This is a genomic window from Kitasatospora sp. NPDC058478 (genome assembly GCF_042720345.1).
GTDB lineage: Bacteria > Actinomycetota > Actinomycetes > Streptomycetales > Streptomycetaceae > Kitasatospora.
Map to the genome: position 1 here is coordinate 1 of NZ_JBHXML010000097.1, position 14,596 is coordinate 14,596.

Below are 14,596 nucleotides of genomic sequence, written 5' to 3' on the forward strand. Positions count from 1 at the left end.
GAACGACGCCGCCGCCCGCGCGCTGCTGCGGGCACTGGCCGCGCTCCCGGCCGCCACCCCGACGCCCGCCCCGCCCGTGGCCCCCGCCCCCGCCCCGCCCGCCGCCCACCGGGCCGTCGCCCGTCTGCACGCCCTCGGCCTCCAGGTCGACCGGCACGCCGGCCGCGACCCCGAGGACGCCGTCCGCCTCGCCCGCCGGGCCGTGGCGGACGGCGTCGACGCCGTCGTGGCCGTCGGCGGCGACGGCATGGTCAACCTCGCGCTCCAGGCCGTCGCCGGCACCGCCGTCCCGCTCGGCGTGATACCCGCCGGCACCGGCAACGACCACGCCCGTGCCTACGACCTCCCGCTCGCCACCCCCGAAGCCGCCGCCGACGTCGTCGCCGCCGGACGCACCAGGACCGTCGACCTCGGCCTGGTCACCGCCGCCGACGGCACCACCCGCTGGTACGGCTCCGTCCTCGCCACCGGCTTCGACTCGCTGGTCAGCGACCGTGCCAACCGCCTGCGCTGGCCCCGCGGCCGGATGCGCTACAACCTGGCCATCCTCGCCGAGTTCGCCAACCTGCGCCCGCTGCCCTTCCGCATCACCCTCGCCGACGGCACCGTCATCGAACGCGACCTCACCCTGGCCGCCGTCGGCAACACCCGCAGCTACGGCGGCGGCATGCTCATCTGCCCCGACGCCCTCCCGGACGACGGCCTCCTCGACCTCACCCTCGTCGCCGCCATGCCCCGGCTGCGCATCGCCCGCTTCTTCCCCACCCTCTTCAAGGGCACCCACACCACCCACCCCGAAGTCACCACCCACCGCACCGCATCCCTGCGGATCGACTCCCCCGCCATCACCGCCTACGCCGACGGCGAGTTCATCGCGGCCCTCCCCGTCGACGTGAGCGCCGCCCCCGGCGCCCTCCACCTCCTGGTGCCGTGACCCACCCGTCTCCCCGTCGGAGCCGCGAGCCTCACCCGGTCAGGCGGCGGCGCCAGAGGAGCGGGCGGATCTCTATCGCATGGGAGGGGTCGGCGTTCCAGCGGGCGGGCAGGCCGGCCTCGGTGAGCGCGGCGGCCACCTCGTGACCGATGGCGGTGGTGGTCAGCGGGGAGGCGTCGAAGCCGCCGTAGCGGAGGGCGAGGCCGTGGCCGGCGGCGGCGGAGTCGGTGGACTGGGTATGGAAGTAGACGTAGCCGCGGGCGTCCGGCGCCCCGGCGGCGGCGATCTCGGCGTCGCCGCAGGAACCGCAGCAGCTGAAGTGCTCCCGGGCGGTGATGCCGGCCTCCGCCAGGGCGGCGAAGGCCCGGGTGAGGCGTTCCGGGTCGGTCTCGCCGATCCAGCCGGTCTGCTCGCCGACGCGCTCCAGCCAGAGCCGGTCGGCCAGTTGCTCGGCCTGGTCGCGGGAGGGCGGGCGGTGGTCGCCGGAGGCCAGGTGGTCCTCGGCGAGTTCGGCGAGCTCGGCGCGGGTGGTGTAGCCGCCGGCCAGGGTGAGGCGCAGCCGGTCGTGCAACTGCCGCAGGTCCTCGGCGGGCAGGTCGAGCGGCGGGGCGGGCTCGGGCTGCGGGCCCAGGTCGAGCGGCTGCCAGTCCAGGCCGTCGCCCCAGCCCGGCTCGTGCCGCGCCCAGCCCGTCATCGCGGCGATGACCGCCTCGGGACCGTCGGTGCGCACCTCGAAGTGCCGGGCGGCGGAGCCGTCGCGGTGTTCGAGCGTGTACTCGCCGCCTTCGGCGTGCCACACCTGGATGAAGACGTCCGGCAGGTCCGGTATCCGCTGGGCGACCAGGAAGCGGTCGCCCTTCGCGCCGATCCGCCGCACCAGCCGCGCCAACTCGGCCGCCTCCACCCGGAGGTGGCGCGTCCCGTCGTTCTCCTGCACCCCGATCACCAGCATGTGGATCACCCAACCACACGCCACTGACAACGGCGCCGAGCCGCGGGACGCGCCTGTCGTCAGGCTGTTCCCGGCTCGTTCCCGGCCCGCCGTCAGCCCGCCCGCTGCTCGCGGCGGAGGCGGAACAGCACGTTGGGCCGCAGCGGGCCCTCGGGGGCGGTCGGGTCCTCGAAGTCGTCGGCGGGGTCGGACGTCATGCCGAGGCGGCGCATGACGGCCTGCGAGCGGTGGTTGGTCGCGGTGGTGACGGCGAGGATCTCGGGGAGGCCGAGGGCGTCGAAGCCGTGGGCGAGGACGGCGCGGGCCGCCTCGGTCGCGTAGCCGTGGCCCCAGGCGGTGCGGGCGAGGCGCCAGCCGATCTCGACGCCGGTGAAGGGCAGGCCCTCGTCGACCTCGTCGAGGCCGGCCAGGCCGACGAACTCGCCGGTGGCGCGCACCTCGACGGCCAGCCAGCCGTATCCGCGCGCCGCGGTCCCGGCCTCGAAGCGCGCCACCGAGGCGTCGCACTGCTCGCGGGTGAGGACGTCCCCGAGGTGCTCGCGGACTTCGGGGTCGGCGTTCATCGCGGCCCAGGGTGCGAGGTCGGTGGCCCGCCAGGGGCGCAGGAGCAGGCGGTCGGTGCGCAGTTCGGTCATGCGGGCCAGCCAACGCCGACCGCGCCCGCCGGGGCAACCCGTTTTCCGCACCCCCGTATCCGGAGCGCTCCCCCGGGGGCGCGCCGTGCTCAGACGCCCGGGGTCGCGACGATCCGGCCGGCGTCGATCGCGGCGACCAGTTCGGCGTGGTCGAGCGCCGTCTGGTCGGCGTACCGGACGGAGAAGTCGGCGATCGCCTCGGCGAAGGCGTCCGCGCCGCCCAGGTAGCCGGCGATGGCGAGGCGGTCGCCGGTGCGCGCGTGGGCGCGGGCGAGGGTGCGGCCGCACAGGTCGGCGTAGGCGCGCAGGCCGGACGGGGCCAGGTCGGCGACCTCGACCGAGCCCTTCATGTCGCGCAGTTGGCGGCCGTAGAAGTGGCGCCCGGCGGGGCCGGCGGTCCAGCCGAGGAAGATGTCGCCGGCGGCCTGCATGAGGTGCTGGCCGGTGACGACACGGCGCCCGCCGCGGTGGACGGAGACCTCGGCGTCGACCCGGGTGGGCGGCAGGTGGTCCTCCAGGACGGACCGTCCGGCCTCCTTGAGCTGGAGGAACAGCGGGTCGCGGGTGTCCCGGCCCTCCAGCAGGACGATGTAGCAGCGGGTGCCGACGCTGCCGACACCGACGACCTTCATCGCCGCGTCGACGAAGCGGTAGCGGTCGAGGAGGACGCGGCGGTCCTCGGCGAGGGCGGCCCGGTAGTCGCTGAACACCTTGCCGATGTCGCGCAGTTCGTTCTTCTTCAGCGGTTCGACGAGCGGTGGCGCGCTGATGATGCGCCGCTGCCCGTCGCGTTCCTCGGTGAGCTTGCCGAAGGCGTGCAGGCTGGTGCGGCGGCGGGCCTGGGCGAGGTCGGCCTCGGCGCGCTTGCGCTGCCGGGGTTTGCGGAGCAGCGCCAGCAGGTCGCCGGCGTCGATCCGGGAGTACCAGACGTCGAGTTCGCCGAGCCCGGCGAGGCGGCGCATGGCGGTGGCGTAGCCCTGGACGGCGGTGCGGGCGGCGCGGTGGGCGCGGTCCTCGTCCTGTCCGTGGTCGCGGGCGGCGACGGCGATGCTGGCGGCCAGCCGTTTGACGTCCCACTCGAAGGGGCCGGGGTGGGTCTCGTCGAAGTCGTTGACGTCGAAGAGCAGGGCGCGTTCCGGCGAGGCGAACAAGCCGAAGTTCACCAGGTGGGCGTCGCCGCAGAGTTGGACGGTGAGGCCGGTGTCGGGGACGGCGCCGAGGTCGGCGGCCATGACGGCGGCGGCGCCGCGCAGGTAGGTGAAGGGGGTGTCGGCCATCCGCCCGTAGCGGATCGGCAGCAGCCGGGCGACCCGGCCCTCGCCCTGGCGCACCAGCACCTCGACCGGGTCGGGCCGGTCGGCGGCGGGGATCCACCGCCCGTGGGCGGAGCGGGAGACGCGGTCACGGGCGGCCCGGCCGTGCCGGCGGCGTTCGGCGGGGGTGGTCATGCGCGGCTCCTCGGTCGGCGGGACGGCGGGGACGGCGGGGAGACGAAACGGCGAAACGGCGGGCGGGGTGCGTCTCCCCGCGACGCTAGGCCACGAGTGCCGGAACGCGCACCGCGCGCCCTCCGGCACTCGGCCGACCGGATGAAGCCCGCCGGACGAAGCCCCCCGGCCCCCGGCTCACTGCACGGTGAAGTCCGCCATCATCGCCATGTCCTCGTGCTCCAGGTTGTGGCAGTGCATCATGTACGTCCCCTGGTAGTCGGTGAAGCGCACCAGGACCTCGACCGCCTCGGCCGGGCGCAGGTCGACGGTGTCCTTCCAGCCGCCGTCGTACGGGCCCGGGTCGCGGCCGTTGCGGCTGAGCACCTGGAACTGGTTGAGGTGGACGTGGACGGGGTGGTGCAGGTCGGAGGTGAAGCGCCACCGCTCGGTGCTGCCGAGGGCGGGCCGGGCGAGGTCGCGGCCGGGCCGGTACAGGTCGCCGTTGATGGTCCAGCCGTAGCTGCCGCTGCGCCGGAAGATGAACTTGCGGGTGACGTCGACGGCGGAGGCGTCCAGTTCCTCGACCGCGGACAGCTTGTCGGGCACGGTCGAGTCGTCGCCGACCTTCTTGCCGGAGACGTCGAAGCGCATCACCTCCGCCGTACGGCCGCTGCCGAAGAGGTTGAGCAGGCGCACCGAGGTGCCCGGGGCGTAGCGGGAGAAGTCGACGACGATGTCGAAGCGCTCGGCGGGGGCGATCTCCAGCACGTCGTGGGCGATCGGGGCGGCGAGCAGGCCGCCGTCGGAGCCGATCTGGACGAGGGCGTCGCCGCCGGAGGGCTGCGGGTCGAGCCGGAGCCGGTAGGGGCGGGCGTTGGAGGCGTTGAGCAGGCGCAGCCGGTAGCGGGCGCGGTCGACGTCGAGGCGGGGCCAGGGGGCGCCGTTGACGAGGATGACGTCGCCGAGGACGCCGTTCATGTAGTCGTCGGTGACGCCGGGCGAGGCGAGGTCCTCGTCGATGGCGGGGTAGCGGAAGGAGCCGTCCTCGGTGAAGGAGCGGTCGGCGAGCATCAGCGGGAGGTCGCGGTCGCCGCGCGGCAGCGGCAGGGCGCTCTCCTCGTCGTCGTGGACGAGGTGGAAGCCGGCCAGGCCGCGCCAGACGCCGGGGCCGGTGAAGCCCATCCGGTGGTCGTGGTACCAGAGGGTGGCGGCGCGCTGCTTGCCCGGGTAGGTGTGGGTGCGCTCGCCCTCGGCGGTGCGCCCGGCCTCGTGGCCCATCCCCGCCATGCCGGGCATGTCTGACATCCCCGGCATGCCCGCCGCCCCCCGGCCCGCGCCGGAGGAGCCGACCGGCAGCAGCAGGTCGACGGGGTAGCCGTCGCTGTCGGCCGGGGTGTGGCCGCCGTGCAGGTGGACCACGGACGGCACCGGCAGCTCGTTGCGGTGCTTGACCACCGCCGCCCGGCCGGACCGGGTGACCACCGTCGGCCCGGGGAAGGTGCCGCCGTACGTCCAGGCCTCGGTCCTGACGCCGGGCAGGATCTCCAGCCCGGCGACCCGCTGGGTGATCTCGTAGTAGTCGGCCGTCGCGTCGGTGCGCACCGGCTGGAGCACCGCGGGCACCGGCAGCGGCACCTGGAACGGCTCGGGCAGGTCGAGGCCGCTGCTGAGCAGCCGGCCGGGGTGGCCCTCGGCGAACAGCCGGGCGGCGGCGGGGCCGGCGACGGCGGCCAGCGCGCCCGCGCCGAGGACGGAGGCGCCGACGCCCAGGAACCGTCGACGGTTCACTTGGACACCTCCAGCGGCCCGCCGGGGCGCGGCAGGCGTCCGCTGCCGTCCGGCTCGGGCAGGTGGTCCGCGCGGGCGGGCAGCGGCAGCCGCCAGGCGCCGACCAGCCCGAACAGGATCCCGCTGACCAGCAGCGCCCCGAGGGTGACGTGCACGCTGATCGACCGCGCGTAGCCGGCCGCGATCTGGCCGACGACGGCGACGGTCAGCACGGCGGTGCTCCACAGCGGCCAGATCGGGCCGCGGCCGGGCCGGCGCACCAGCGCGGCCGCCGCCAGTTGGCAGAGGACCACGGTGGCCAGCGTCATCGCGTTGCCCTCGTGGTCCTTGAGGGACTCGTAGGTGCCGTTGAGGAAGCTGCCGGCCAGCATGACCTGGAGCAGGGCCAGGACCGCCAGGGTGGTCGCGGTGATGCGCAGCAGGATCAGCGGCCAGCGGGGCGCGGCGGCCGCGGGAGGACTGCTCATGTCGGGCTACTCTCTGCTTCGGCGGGTCGGGCGGGTCCGACGGGGCGGGCGAGAGCGTAGCTGATCCGACATCACGATCAGCTCCAATAAAGGGGTTTGGACTTTCCCGGCTACCCCATTGCGCCTACTCGGCCCGGCTTTTGTCACCCGTACGAGCGAGGCTCTGGTGTGGCCGTCCAGCGATCCTCAAGCAGGTGCCGTGACCAGCCCGAAGGGCCCCTTCCGGCGGTACCGGACGGGGCCCTTCGGGCTTTTCACGGGCCTCGGCTACTGCCGGGCGGCGCCCAGCGCCACCGGGCGGGTGCGCAGCAGGGCCCGGGCGGGCAGCCCGGTCGCGCCGAGGCAGAGCAGGACGGCTCCGGCGGCCAGCGGCAGGGCGAGCGCCGGCGGGATGTACGGGGAGGAGTTGGCGACGCCCCGGGCAATCGGGACGAGGGCGATCCAGGCGATCCCCCCGCCGATCACCAGGCCGGTCGCGGCGACCAGCAGCGCCTCCCAGCGCATCATGCCGCGCACCTGGCGCCGGGTGGTGCCGGCCAGTCGGAGCAGGGCGACCTCGCGGCGCCGGTCGAGGACGGTCATCACCAGGGTGTTGACGGCGGTGACGGCGGCGAACCCGCCGAGCACGCCGGCCATCACGGTGTTGGCCCAGGCGTTCAGCTCCATCATCTTGTCGGACTGGGCGACGAATCCGGCCCGGTCGGTCACGGTCGCCCCGCCGGGGCCCGCGAGGCCCGCCAGCGCGGCCGCCACCGCCGTACGGTCGGCGCCCGGCGCGTCGGCGACCAGCACCTGGCTGTCGTACCCGGCGGTGACGTGCCCGGCGACGACCGCCCGGGGCAGCAGCGCCTGGCCGAAGCCGAGCCCGCGGTCGTAGACGGCGACCACGGCGGGCTGCACCGGGGTGCCGTCGCCGAGCCGCAGCGGCACCCGGTCGCCGACCTTGACGTCCAGGGCGTCGGCCAGCGTGGCGTCCAGGGCAACGGTGTCGGCGGCGCGGCCCAGGTCGGCGAGCGAACCGCTGCGCACGCCCAGGTCGAGCACCCGGGACAGCCGGGCCGGGTCGCCGTCGACGCCGAGCGCGGTCGCGGAGCCGAGCTGCATGTCGTGGGTGTACACGACGCCGGTGCGCAGCACGCCGACCGCGGCGTCCACACCGGGCACCTTGGCGGCCCGGGCGGCGGTGCCCGCGGGCAGGCCGGGGCCGGTGGAGCCGATCACGTGGTCGGCGACGATGCCGTCCCGCACGTTCGCGCCGGTGGCGTGGCTGATGGTGCTCTGGAGGAACAGCAGGGTGCCGCAGAAGGCGGTGACCAGCACGATCGGGGTGATCGCGGAGGCCAGCCGGCGGGCGTTGGCTCGGGTGTTGTCGGCGGCCAGCGAGCCGGGGGCACCGCCGGCCCGCAGCGGGGCGCCGAACACCGCGGCGGCGACCCGCGCCACCCAGGGGCCGAGCAGCGCGACGGCCAGCATGAAGCACATGACCACGCCGAGCGCGGTGTTGGCGGCGTTGATGCCGTCCAGGGCGGCCGCGAAGGCGGCGGCCACCACGCCGCCGGCGGCGAAGAGCAGCCCGAAGACGGTCCGCACCTTGCCGGGGTGGCCCGGTTCGACGGCGGCCGCGCCGAGCGCCTGACCGGGGCGCAGCTTGGCGGGGCGGCGGGCGGCCAGGAAGCCGGCGGTCAGCGCGGCGAGGGTGCAGATGAGGACGGCGGCGAGCATCGGCAGCGGGCCGACGTCCAGCCGCACGCCCTGCGGCACGGCGCCGCGCGAGGTCAGTTCGTCGAACCACCAGCGGGCCAGGGCCAGTCCGGGCAGGATGCCGAGCGCCCCGGCGACCGGCGCGACCAGCATCGCCTCGGTGGCGATGGTGCGGCGGATCTGCCGCGGGGTGGCGCCGATGGCGCGCAGCAGGGCGAACTCGCGGGCGCGCTGGCCGGTGGCCAGGGCGACGGTGCTCATCACGACGAAGATCGCGGTCATGGTGGCGTAGCCGCCGAAGCTGCCGCCGAGCCCCATCAGCAGGGTGCGGGCCTCGCCGATGGCGGGCTGTTCGACGGTGCCGCGGCCGTCGCCGGTGAAGACCTTGGCGCCGCCGTTCTCGGCCTTGGCCTCCAGGCCGATGGCCGGGGTGCCGGCGGCCTTGGCGTCCGCTGCCTGGGTGCCCGCGACCTTGGTGTCCACGGCCTTGGTGCCGGGGGCCTGGGCGTCGAGGGCCTGGCGGACCTGCGCGACCAGCGCGGCGCGGTCCACGCCCTCGCGCGGCTGGACGGCGATCGCGTCGATCCGGCCGGGGTGGCCGGAGAGGCGGTCGGCGGTGGCGTCGGCGAACCAGGCGGTGGGGCCGGCGGACTGGGCGGCGGCCAGGCCGGAGACCCGGTAGTCGCCGGTGCCGCCGGGGGCGGTGAGGGTGAGCTTCGCGCCGGGCGCGAGGTGGGCGGCGCGCGCCGTGTCGGCGTCCAGCACCACCTCGTCGGCGCCGGGCGCACGGCCCTCGACCAGCTGGTCGGCCGGGCCGGCGATGCCGAGCGCGGCGAAGCCCCGGCCGGTCAGGGCGGGGGTGCCGGCGCCGGCCGGCAGCGGGAAGGCGCTGTCCGGGCGGGCGGCGGCGACCCCGGGCAGTGCGGCGATCCGGCCCACCAGGGCGGCGTCCGTCCGGGCCCGCTCGGGGGTGGTCTGCTCCCTGGTCTCGGTGTCGCGGCCGACCTTGGCGGTGATCCGCACCATCGGGTCGGCCGCGACCACCACCGGGGCGCCCGCGTACCGCTGCGGTGCGACGCTCGCGGTCAGTCCGGTCTGCAGCAGCACGCCGCAGGCCACCACCACGGCGGCGCCCAGCAGCAGGGCGACCAGGGTGCCCACGAAGGAGGCGGGTCGAAAGCGCACCGAGGCGCGCGCCAGTCCGTTGCTCATGCCCCTGCCCCGTTCCACTCGTCGATCGGTCCACGCCGCCCGTTCACGCCGCGACCCCCACCGGGCGGGCGGTGAGCGAGACCATCCGGTCGGCGACGGCCTGCGCCTGCGGGTGGTGCAGCTCGTCGACGAGCGCGCCGCCGGCCAGGAACAGCGCCCGGTCGGCGAACGAGGCCGCCACCGGGTCGTGGGTCACCATGACCACCGTCGCGCCCAGGTCGTCCACGGCGCGCCGCAGCAGGCCCAGCACCTCGTGCGCGGTGCGGGTGTCCAGCGCGCCGGTCGGCTCGTCGGCGAACACCACGTCCGGGTCGGTGATCAGCGCGCGGGCGATCGCCACCCGCTGCTGCTGGCCGCCGGAGAGCTGGCCGGGCCGCCGCTTGGCGTGCTCGCCGAGGCCGACCTGGGCCAGCAGCTCCCGGGCCCGGGCGCGATCCTGGCGCTCGCCCGCCAGCCGCTGCGGGAGCAGCACGTTCTGCTCCACCGTCAGCGAGGGCAGCAGGTTGAAGGACTGGAAGATGAAGCCGATCCGGCTGCGGCGCAGCTTGGTGAGCCGGTCCTCGCTCAGCCGGGTGATGTCCTCGCCGCCGAGGCGGATCTCCCCCTGGTCGGGCTTGTCCAGGCCCGCCGCGCACTGCAGGAAGGTCGACTTGCCGGAGCCGGACGGGCCCATCACGGCGGTGAAGGTGCCCCGGGCCAGCGCCAGGTCGATCCCGCGCAGCGCGTGCACGGTCTCGGCGCCGCGGCCGTAGGTGCGGCGCACCCCGCGCAGCTCGATCGCCGGACGGGCGCCCTGCTCGGTGTACGGGCCGCCGCCGTACGCCCCCGTCGCGTACGGTCCGGCGGCGTGCGGTCCGGCGGCGTACGGCTCGGTCGATGGGCGGTCGTGGCGGCGTGCCATGGGTGGGCCTTCCTTCGGGGATCGTCGGTGGTCGTCGACGGGTTCCACGTTAGAAAAGGCCAGGCCGGCGGACCATGGAGGCCGCTGGCGGACCGGGGGTGGGGATATCCCCACCCCCCTCCGGGGGCCTGCGGGCCGGCGCCGGGCGGGCTCACACCGGGTCGGCGGCGATCTCCCCGTAGGCGGTGGCGAGTTCGGCGAGCACGGGGTGCGCCGGGTCGAAGGCCGTACCGTCGACCGCGGCCAGCGGCCGGACGCCGACACCCGCGTTCACCGCGAACGCCGCCGTGAAGCGGCCCAGCCCGGACGCGTCCACCCGCTCGCGCGACTGCGGCCCGCCGTACGCGCCGGCCAGCAGCGCGGCGGTCACCCCGGGCAGGCTCGGGCCGTCCGGCCAGACCAGTCGGCGGCCGTCGAGGAAGCCGACGTTCCAGGTGGCGCCCTCGACCACCCCGCCGCCGTCCGGCTCCACCAGCAACACGTCGTCGTAGCCGTCGAGTTGGGCCCGCCTGCGGTGGTGGACCAGGCCGAACAGGCCGACGTGCTTCACCTCCGGCAGCTCCCGCCGGTACCCGACCGTGCGCACCCGCAGCGGGGCCGGCGCGGCCACCGCCGCCGGGCGGGTGGTCAGCAGCAGCCGCGGCGCCGCCGGGCCGCCGGGGCGCTCCAGGCCGAGCTCCGGGTCGTACACCGTCACCCGGACGACCACCGGCGCGCCGTCGGCGGGCAGCACCGCGCGGATCCGCTCCCGCACCGCCGCCCGGTCCAACTCGGCGGCGAACAGCACCCCGCAGTCCCGGACCAGCCGGTCCAGGTGCAGCGCCAGGCCCCGGACCCGGCCCGCCTCGACGCGCAGGGTGGTGAAGTGCCCGTAGTTCAGCAGCCCCAGTGCGGCCAGCCGCGCCGGGTCGGCCGGCGCGCCGTCGATCTCGATCTCAGCCATCCCCCGAGTCTGCCAGCCCCGGCGCCGCCGCCACCGGGGCCTCCGCTCTCGGCGCCGGGGGCGGGGTCGGCGCTTCGGACGCCGCCACCGCCGGGCGGTACGGGCTGACCACCTGGCGGCCCGCCGCCAGGGCCAGCTGCTCGAAGTGCTCGATCTTGTAGGCCAGCCCCTCCGGCTCCCCGGCGTCCGACCACCGCCACGCCTCCGCCCACCACTGCGGGCCGCGCACCAGCGGCCGGCCCGCGAGCGCCAGATGCAGCGCCAGGGTCGAACGCGCGTACTCGTGCACCCAGCCGTCGGCCGCCCGGTAGTCGGGCGTCTCGTCGAGCCGCAGCCAGCGGCCCTCGCAGCCGGCGGCGAGCATCGGCACCCAGCCCCAGCCCCGGTCCGCGACCAGCAGGTGCAGCCAGCCGCCCTCCTCGCACACCCGGTACGGCGGGAGCTGCGGCATCCGGGCCAGGGCCAGCGAACGCTTCCAGCCGACCACCCAGAGGCCGCGGCGCAGGTAGTAGCGGACGGCGTGCTGCCAGGACCAGTGCGCCTCCAGCCGGAAGCCGGGCAGGCCCTCCGCGGCGGCCGCCGCGTACACCTCGTCCAGCGCCCCGGCGGCCAGCCCCCGGCCGCGCGCCTCCGGAAGCAAGTAGAGGGAGGAGACGGCGAGTTGGCCGGGCCCCTTGGTCCAGTTGTCCACCGCCACCGTGCCGGCCGCGGCGCCGCCCTCGTCCAGCACCCAGTAGCGGCGCCGGTAGAGCTCGCCGCCGGGCCACTCCCGGCCGCTCTCCCCCAGCCGCTCGCGCCACCGGCGCTCGGCCTCCGGCGTCAGCGCGTCCGGGGCCACCAGCTCCCCCAGCTCGCCCTCCACCAGGGACGTCAAGTCCCAGAGGGCGAACCGCCGTTCGTCCTCCTCGGCGACCGCCCGCAGCCGCGGCCCCGCCGCCAGCCGGTCCTGCGCCCGCTCCACCGCCGCATCCCACGACCTCACCACGCCGACACGATAGCGGGAGCGCGGGCACTTTCCGTAATCCAGCGAACACCGAACGTCAGATCGGATGCGAAGGTCTCCGGGCGAAGGCCCTGACGGATGGTAGGGGAAACCCGACCAGAGGACTCGACCTGACCGTGATGACCAGGCTGACCTGCGACGATGCAATGAACGGGTGATGAATCGGCACGACTCCCCGGACCCGCGACCGCTGCCGGCCGGCCCTGGTGCCAACGCCTTCTCCGACACCGAACCGAGGTCTCACCCGCCCATGGGCAGCACACTCATCGTCACCAACGACTTCCCGCCCCGCCAAGGCGGCATCGAAACCTTCGTCCACGCCCTGGCCACCCGGCTGCCCCACTCCGACGTCGTGGTCTACACCTCCGCCGAACCGGGCGCCGATCGGCACGACGCCGCCCTCCCCTTCCCGGTGATCCGCGACCGGACCCGCACCCTGCTGCCCACCGCCCGGGCCACCCGCCGCGCCGCCGAGATCGCCCGCGCCCACGGCTGCGACCGGGTCTGGTTCGGCGCCGCCGCCCCGCTCGCCGCGATGGCCCCCGGCCTGCTGCGCCAGGCCGACGGCATCCAACGCACCGTCGCCACCACCCACGGCCACGAGATCTGGTGGGCCCGGACCCCCGGCGCCCGCCGCCTGCTGCGCCGGATAGGCCGCAGCGTCGACGTCGTCACCTACCTCGGCGAGTACACCCGCGCCCGGATCGCCCCCGCCCTCGGCCCGGACGCCCAACTGGCGCGCCTCGTCCCGGGCGTGGACCCGGACCGCTTCCGGCCCGGCGCCGCCGGCGCCCGGCGGGCCCGCACCGGGCCGGTGATCCTCTGCGTCGCCCGGCTCGTCCCGCGCAAGGGGCAGGACGTCCTGATCCGCGCCCTGCCGGCGATCCGCCGGGCCGTCCCCGGCACCGTCCTCGTCCTCGTCGGCCAGGGCCCGTACGAGGACCGCCTGCGCGCGCTCGCCCACCGGTGCACCGAGCCCGGCAGCGTCGAATTCGCCGGCGGCCTCGACCACGCGGCCACCGCCGCCCACTACGCCGAGGCCGACGTCTTCGCCATGCCGTGCCGTACCCGCCGGGCGGGCCTCGAAGCCGAAGGCCTCGGCATCGTCTACCTCGAAGCGGCCGCCGCCGCCCTGCCCGTCGTCGCCGGCCGATCCGGCGGCGCCCCCGACACCGTCCTCGACGGCGTCACCGGCACCGTCGTCGACGGGCGCGACCTGGCCGACGTGGCCGCCGCCCTCACCCGGCTCCTCCTCGCCCCGCCGGCGGACCGCGCCCGGATGGGCACCGCCGGCCGCGACTGGGCCACCACCCACTGGTCCTGGACCGCCTCCGCCCACCGCCTCGCCCACCTGCTCGACCCCACCCGGTCCGTTCCGGATGCCCTCGCCGGACTCGCCTGACACTTTCGGACGCGCCAACATCGCTTTGTTCAAAGGGAGTTCGAGCCACAATGACACCCACTCACCGACATGCGGGCGATCATCGAGTCAGGGGGGGGCGATGGCTGTCGAATGCGCCCGCAGGATGCGCCTTCAGCGCGCGAAGTTCCTTACGCGCAGCAGGCGCACCCTTTTTCATCATATGAATATTTGCCTTCCGTTTTTCAATCCGACCAAACCGTGGAAACCCCAGGAGCAGAGCCGAAATCACGAGGAGGTGGGCACCATGGTGGAGGTCGAACGATTGCTGGCCGACTGCCTCCAGGACGCTCGCGACATTCCGTGGGGAACGGTACCGGTCGATTCCGCGGGCCCCGAATACGAGGCCGCGCGCCGCGCGTTCCTGACGGCCGGGCTGTCCGCGCTGCGCGACGACAGGCCCGAGGACGGCTGGGTGCAGATCAACCTCGCACCGGGCCCGGCCACTTGGCACCGGACGTACCGCGCCGTCGCGGACACGGCCCGCGACCTGATCGCCGCCGGCGCGGCGCGCTCCTTCTTCTTCATGCACAAACCGCCCGGGCTGCGGGTCCGGTTCGAGGCGGGCCGGTCCGATGTCGGGGCGCTGCGCGAGGAACTGACGCGCCGCTTCCGTGCGGTGGACGGACAGCCGCAACCGCCGCTGTGCGGACGGTACGAGCCGGAGACCTACCTCTTCGGCGGCCCGCGATCGATGCGGCACGTCCACGACCTGTTCACGGTGGACTCCCTGGCCTGGCTCGATCACCACGACACCGTCGCGGCGCCGGGCCGACCGGAGGCGGTCGCGGACTGGCGGTTGTCCCTGTACCTCCTCGGTGAACTCCTCGACGGCCTCGGCATCGTCGGCTGGGAGCACCGCGGGGTCTGGCAGGTGCTCCAGGACGACGCCGGCCGCAGGCTGGGCACCGACCCGGACGAGGACACCCGGCGCGCCGCCGCGGGCATCCTCGCGGCCTGGCGGGCCGGCGGACAGAGCCTGCTCGCTCCGCTGCCGCCGCACCGGCGGGCGGCGGTCGAGGTGCACGGGGACGCCGTGCGCCGGGCCGCCGAGCGCTGGCGCACCGGCTACTTCGAGTCCGGCGAGGCGGTGATCGGCCCGCGCCGCGCCGCCGCCCACTACGTCGTCTTCCACTGGAACCGGGGGCGGCTCTCCCTTGCCCGGCAGAGCCTGCTGACCCACGCGCTCACCGGTGACGGGAGGTCCTGA

At 75.7% G+C, this 14,596-nt stretch carries 12 protein-coding genes; 3 read left to right on the forward strand and 9 right to left on the reverse strand.

What is annotated here, in order from left to right:
• Nucleotides 1-76: 76 nt before the first annotated feature.
• Nucleotides 77-934 (forward strand): diacylglycerol kinase, encoded by an 858-nt coding sequence (locus tag ACFWPT_RS37055; RefSeq protein ID WP_380487252.1) that lies wholly within the window; start codon nucleotides 77-79, stop codon nucleotides 932-934.
• A 31-nt stretch (nucleotides 935-965) separates the two neighbouring features.
• Here ACFWPT_RS37055 and ACFWPT_RS37060 read toward each other — a convergent pair whose 3' ends face one another.
• From ACFWPT_RS37060 to ACFWPT_RS37100, 9 genes are all read right to left on the reverse strand, one after another.
• Nucleotides 966-1,886: a DUF6891 domain-containing protein gene (locus ACFWPT_RS37060; protein WP_380487214.1), complete on the reverse strand. Its 921-nt coding sequence runs from the start codon at nucleotides 1,884-1,886 to the stop codon at nucleotides 966-968.
• 92 nt (nucleotides 1,887-1,978) lie between these two features.
• Nucleotides 1,979-2,521, reverse strand: a complete 543-nt coding sequence (locus ACFWPT_RS37065; protein WP_380487216.1) for a GNAT family N-acetyltransferase — start codon at nucleotides 2,519-2,521, stop codon at nucleotides 1,979-1,981.
• An 89-nt stretch (nucleotides 2,522-2,610) separates the two neighbouring features.
• On the reverse strand, nucleotides 2,611-3,969 hold the full coding sequence (locus tag ACFWPT_RS37070; protein WP_380487218.1) for a DUF2252 domain-containing protein: 1,359 nt from the start codon (nucleotides 3,967-3,969) through the stop codon (nucleotides 2,611-2,613).
• Between the two features lie 177 nt (nucleotides 3,970-4,146).
• On the reverse strand, nucleotides 4,147-5,739 hold the full coding sequence (locus ACFWPT_RS37075; RefSeq protein WP_380487220.1) for a multicopper oxidase family protein: 1,593 nt from the start codon (nucleotides 5,737-5,739) through the stop codon (nucleotides 4,147-4,149).
• The gene (locus tag ACFWPT_RS37080; protein WP_380487222.1) at nucleotides 5,736-6,206 is read right to left on the reverse strand and encodes a hypothetical protein; all 471 of its coding nucleotides are present in this window, start codon (nucleotides 6,204-6,206) and stop codon (nucleotides 5,736-5,738) included. Before ACFWPT_RS37080 ends, ACFWPT_RS37075 begins: the two co-directional genes overlap by 4 nt.
• A gap of 267 nt (nucleotides 6,207-6,473) precedes the next feature.
• Nucleotides 6,474-9,119, reverse strand: coding sequence for an FtsX-like permease family protein (locus ACFWPT_RS37085; protein ID WP_380487224.1), 2,646 nt, complete (start codon nucleotides 9,117-9,119; stop codon nucleotides 6,474-6,476).
• Between the two features lie 43 nt (nucleotides 9,120-9,162).
• Nucleotides 9,163-10,020 (reverse strand): ABC transporter ATP-binding protein, encoded by an 858-nt coding sequence (locus ACFWPT_RS37090; protein ID WP_079135965.1) that lies wholly within the window; start codon nucleotides 10,018-10,020, stop codon nucleotides 9,163-9,165.
• Between the two features lie 151 nt (nucleotides 10,021-10,171).
• Nucleotides 10,172-10,963 carry an aminotransferase class IV gene (locus ACFWPT_RS37095; protein ID WP_380487226.1) on the reverse strand — a complete coding sequence of 264 codons (792 nt, stop codon included), beginning with the start codon at nucleotides 10,961-10,963 and terminating at the stop codon, nucleotides 10,172-10,174.
• A complete protein-coding gene (locus ACFWPT_RS37100) occupies nucleotides 10,956-11,948 on the reverse strand; it encodes a GNAT family N-acetyltransferase (RefSeq protein WP_380487228.1) in 993 nt (330 codons plus the stop codon). The genes ACFWPT_RS37095 and ACFWPT_RS37100 overlap by 8 nt, the downstream gene beginning before the upstream one ends.
• 268 nt (nucleotides 11,949-12,216) lie before the next feature.
• Here ACFWPT_RS37100 and ACFWPT_RS37105 point away from each other — a divergent pair, with 268 nt between their 5' ends.
• Both ACFWPT_RS37105 and ACFWPT_RS37110 read left to right on the forward strand, forming a co-directional pair.
• Nucleotides 12,217-13,368, forward strand: coding sequence for a glycosyltransferase family 4 protein (locus ACFWPT_RS37105; RefSeq protein ID WP_380487230.1), 1,152 nt, complete (start codon nucleotides 12,217-12,219; stop codon nucleotides 13,366-13,368).
• A gap of 265 nt (nucleotides 13,369-13,633) precedes the next feature.
• Nucleotides 13,634-14,596: a thiopeptide-type bacteriocin biosynthesis protein gene (locus ACFWPT_RS37110; RefSeq protein WP_380487232.1), complete on the forward strand. Its 963-nt coding sequence runs from the start codon at nucleotides 13,634-13,636 to the stop codon at nucleotides 14,594-14,596.

What these genes read in the sequence shown, in the direction of transcription:
- ACFWPT_RS37060 (WP_380487214.1), bottom strand. Translation starts at nt 1,886, where the DNA reads ATGCTGGTGATCGGGGTGCAGGAGAACGACGGGACGCGCCACCTCCGG.
- ACFWPT_RS37065 (WP_380487216.1), bottom strand. Translation starts at nt 2,521, where the DNA reads ATGACCGAACTGCGCACCGACCGCCTGCTCCTGCGCCCCTGGCGGGCC.
- ACFWPT_RS37070 (WP_380487218.1), bottom strand. Translation starts at nt 3,969, where the DNA reads ATGACCACCCCCGCCGAACGCCGCCGGCACGGCCGGGCCGCCCGTGAC.
- ACFWPT_RS37080 (WP_380487222.1), bottom strand. Translation starts at nt 6,206, where the DNA reads ATGAGCAGTCCTCCCGCGGCCGCCGCGCCCCGCTGGCCGCTGATCCTG.
- ACFWPT_RS37085 (WP_380487224.1), bottom strand. Translation starts at nt 9,119, where the DNA reads ATGAGCAACGGACTGGCGCGCGCCTCGGTGCGCTTTCGACCCGCCTCC.
- ACFWPT_RS37090 (WP_079135965.1), bottom strand. Translation starts at nt 10,020, where the DNA reads ATGGCACGCCGCCACGACCGCCCATCGACCGAGCCGTACGCCGCCGGA.
- ACFWPT_RS37095 (WP_380487226.1), bottom strand. Translation starts at nt 10,963, where the DNA reads ATGGCTGAGATCGAGATCGACGGCGCGCCGGCCGACCCGGCGCGGCTG.
- ACFWPT_RS37105 (WP_380487230.1), top strand. Translation starts at nt 12,217, where the DNA reads ATGGGCAGCACACTCATCGTCACCAACGACTTCCCGCCCCGCCAAGGC.
- ACFWPT_RS37110 (WP_380487232.1), top strand. Translation starts at nt 13,634, where the DNA reads ATGGTGGAGGTCGAACGATTGCTGGCCGACTGCCTCCAGGACGCTCGC.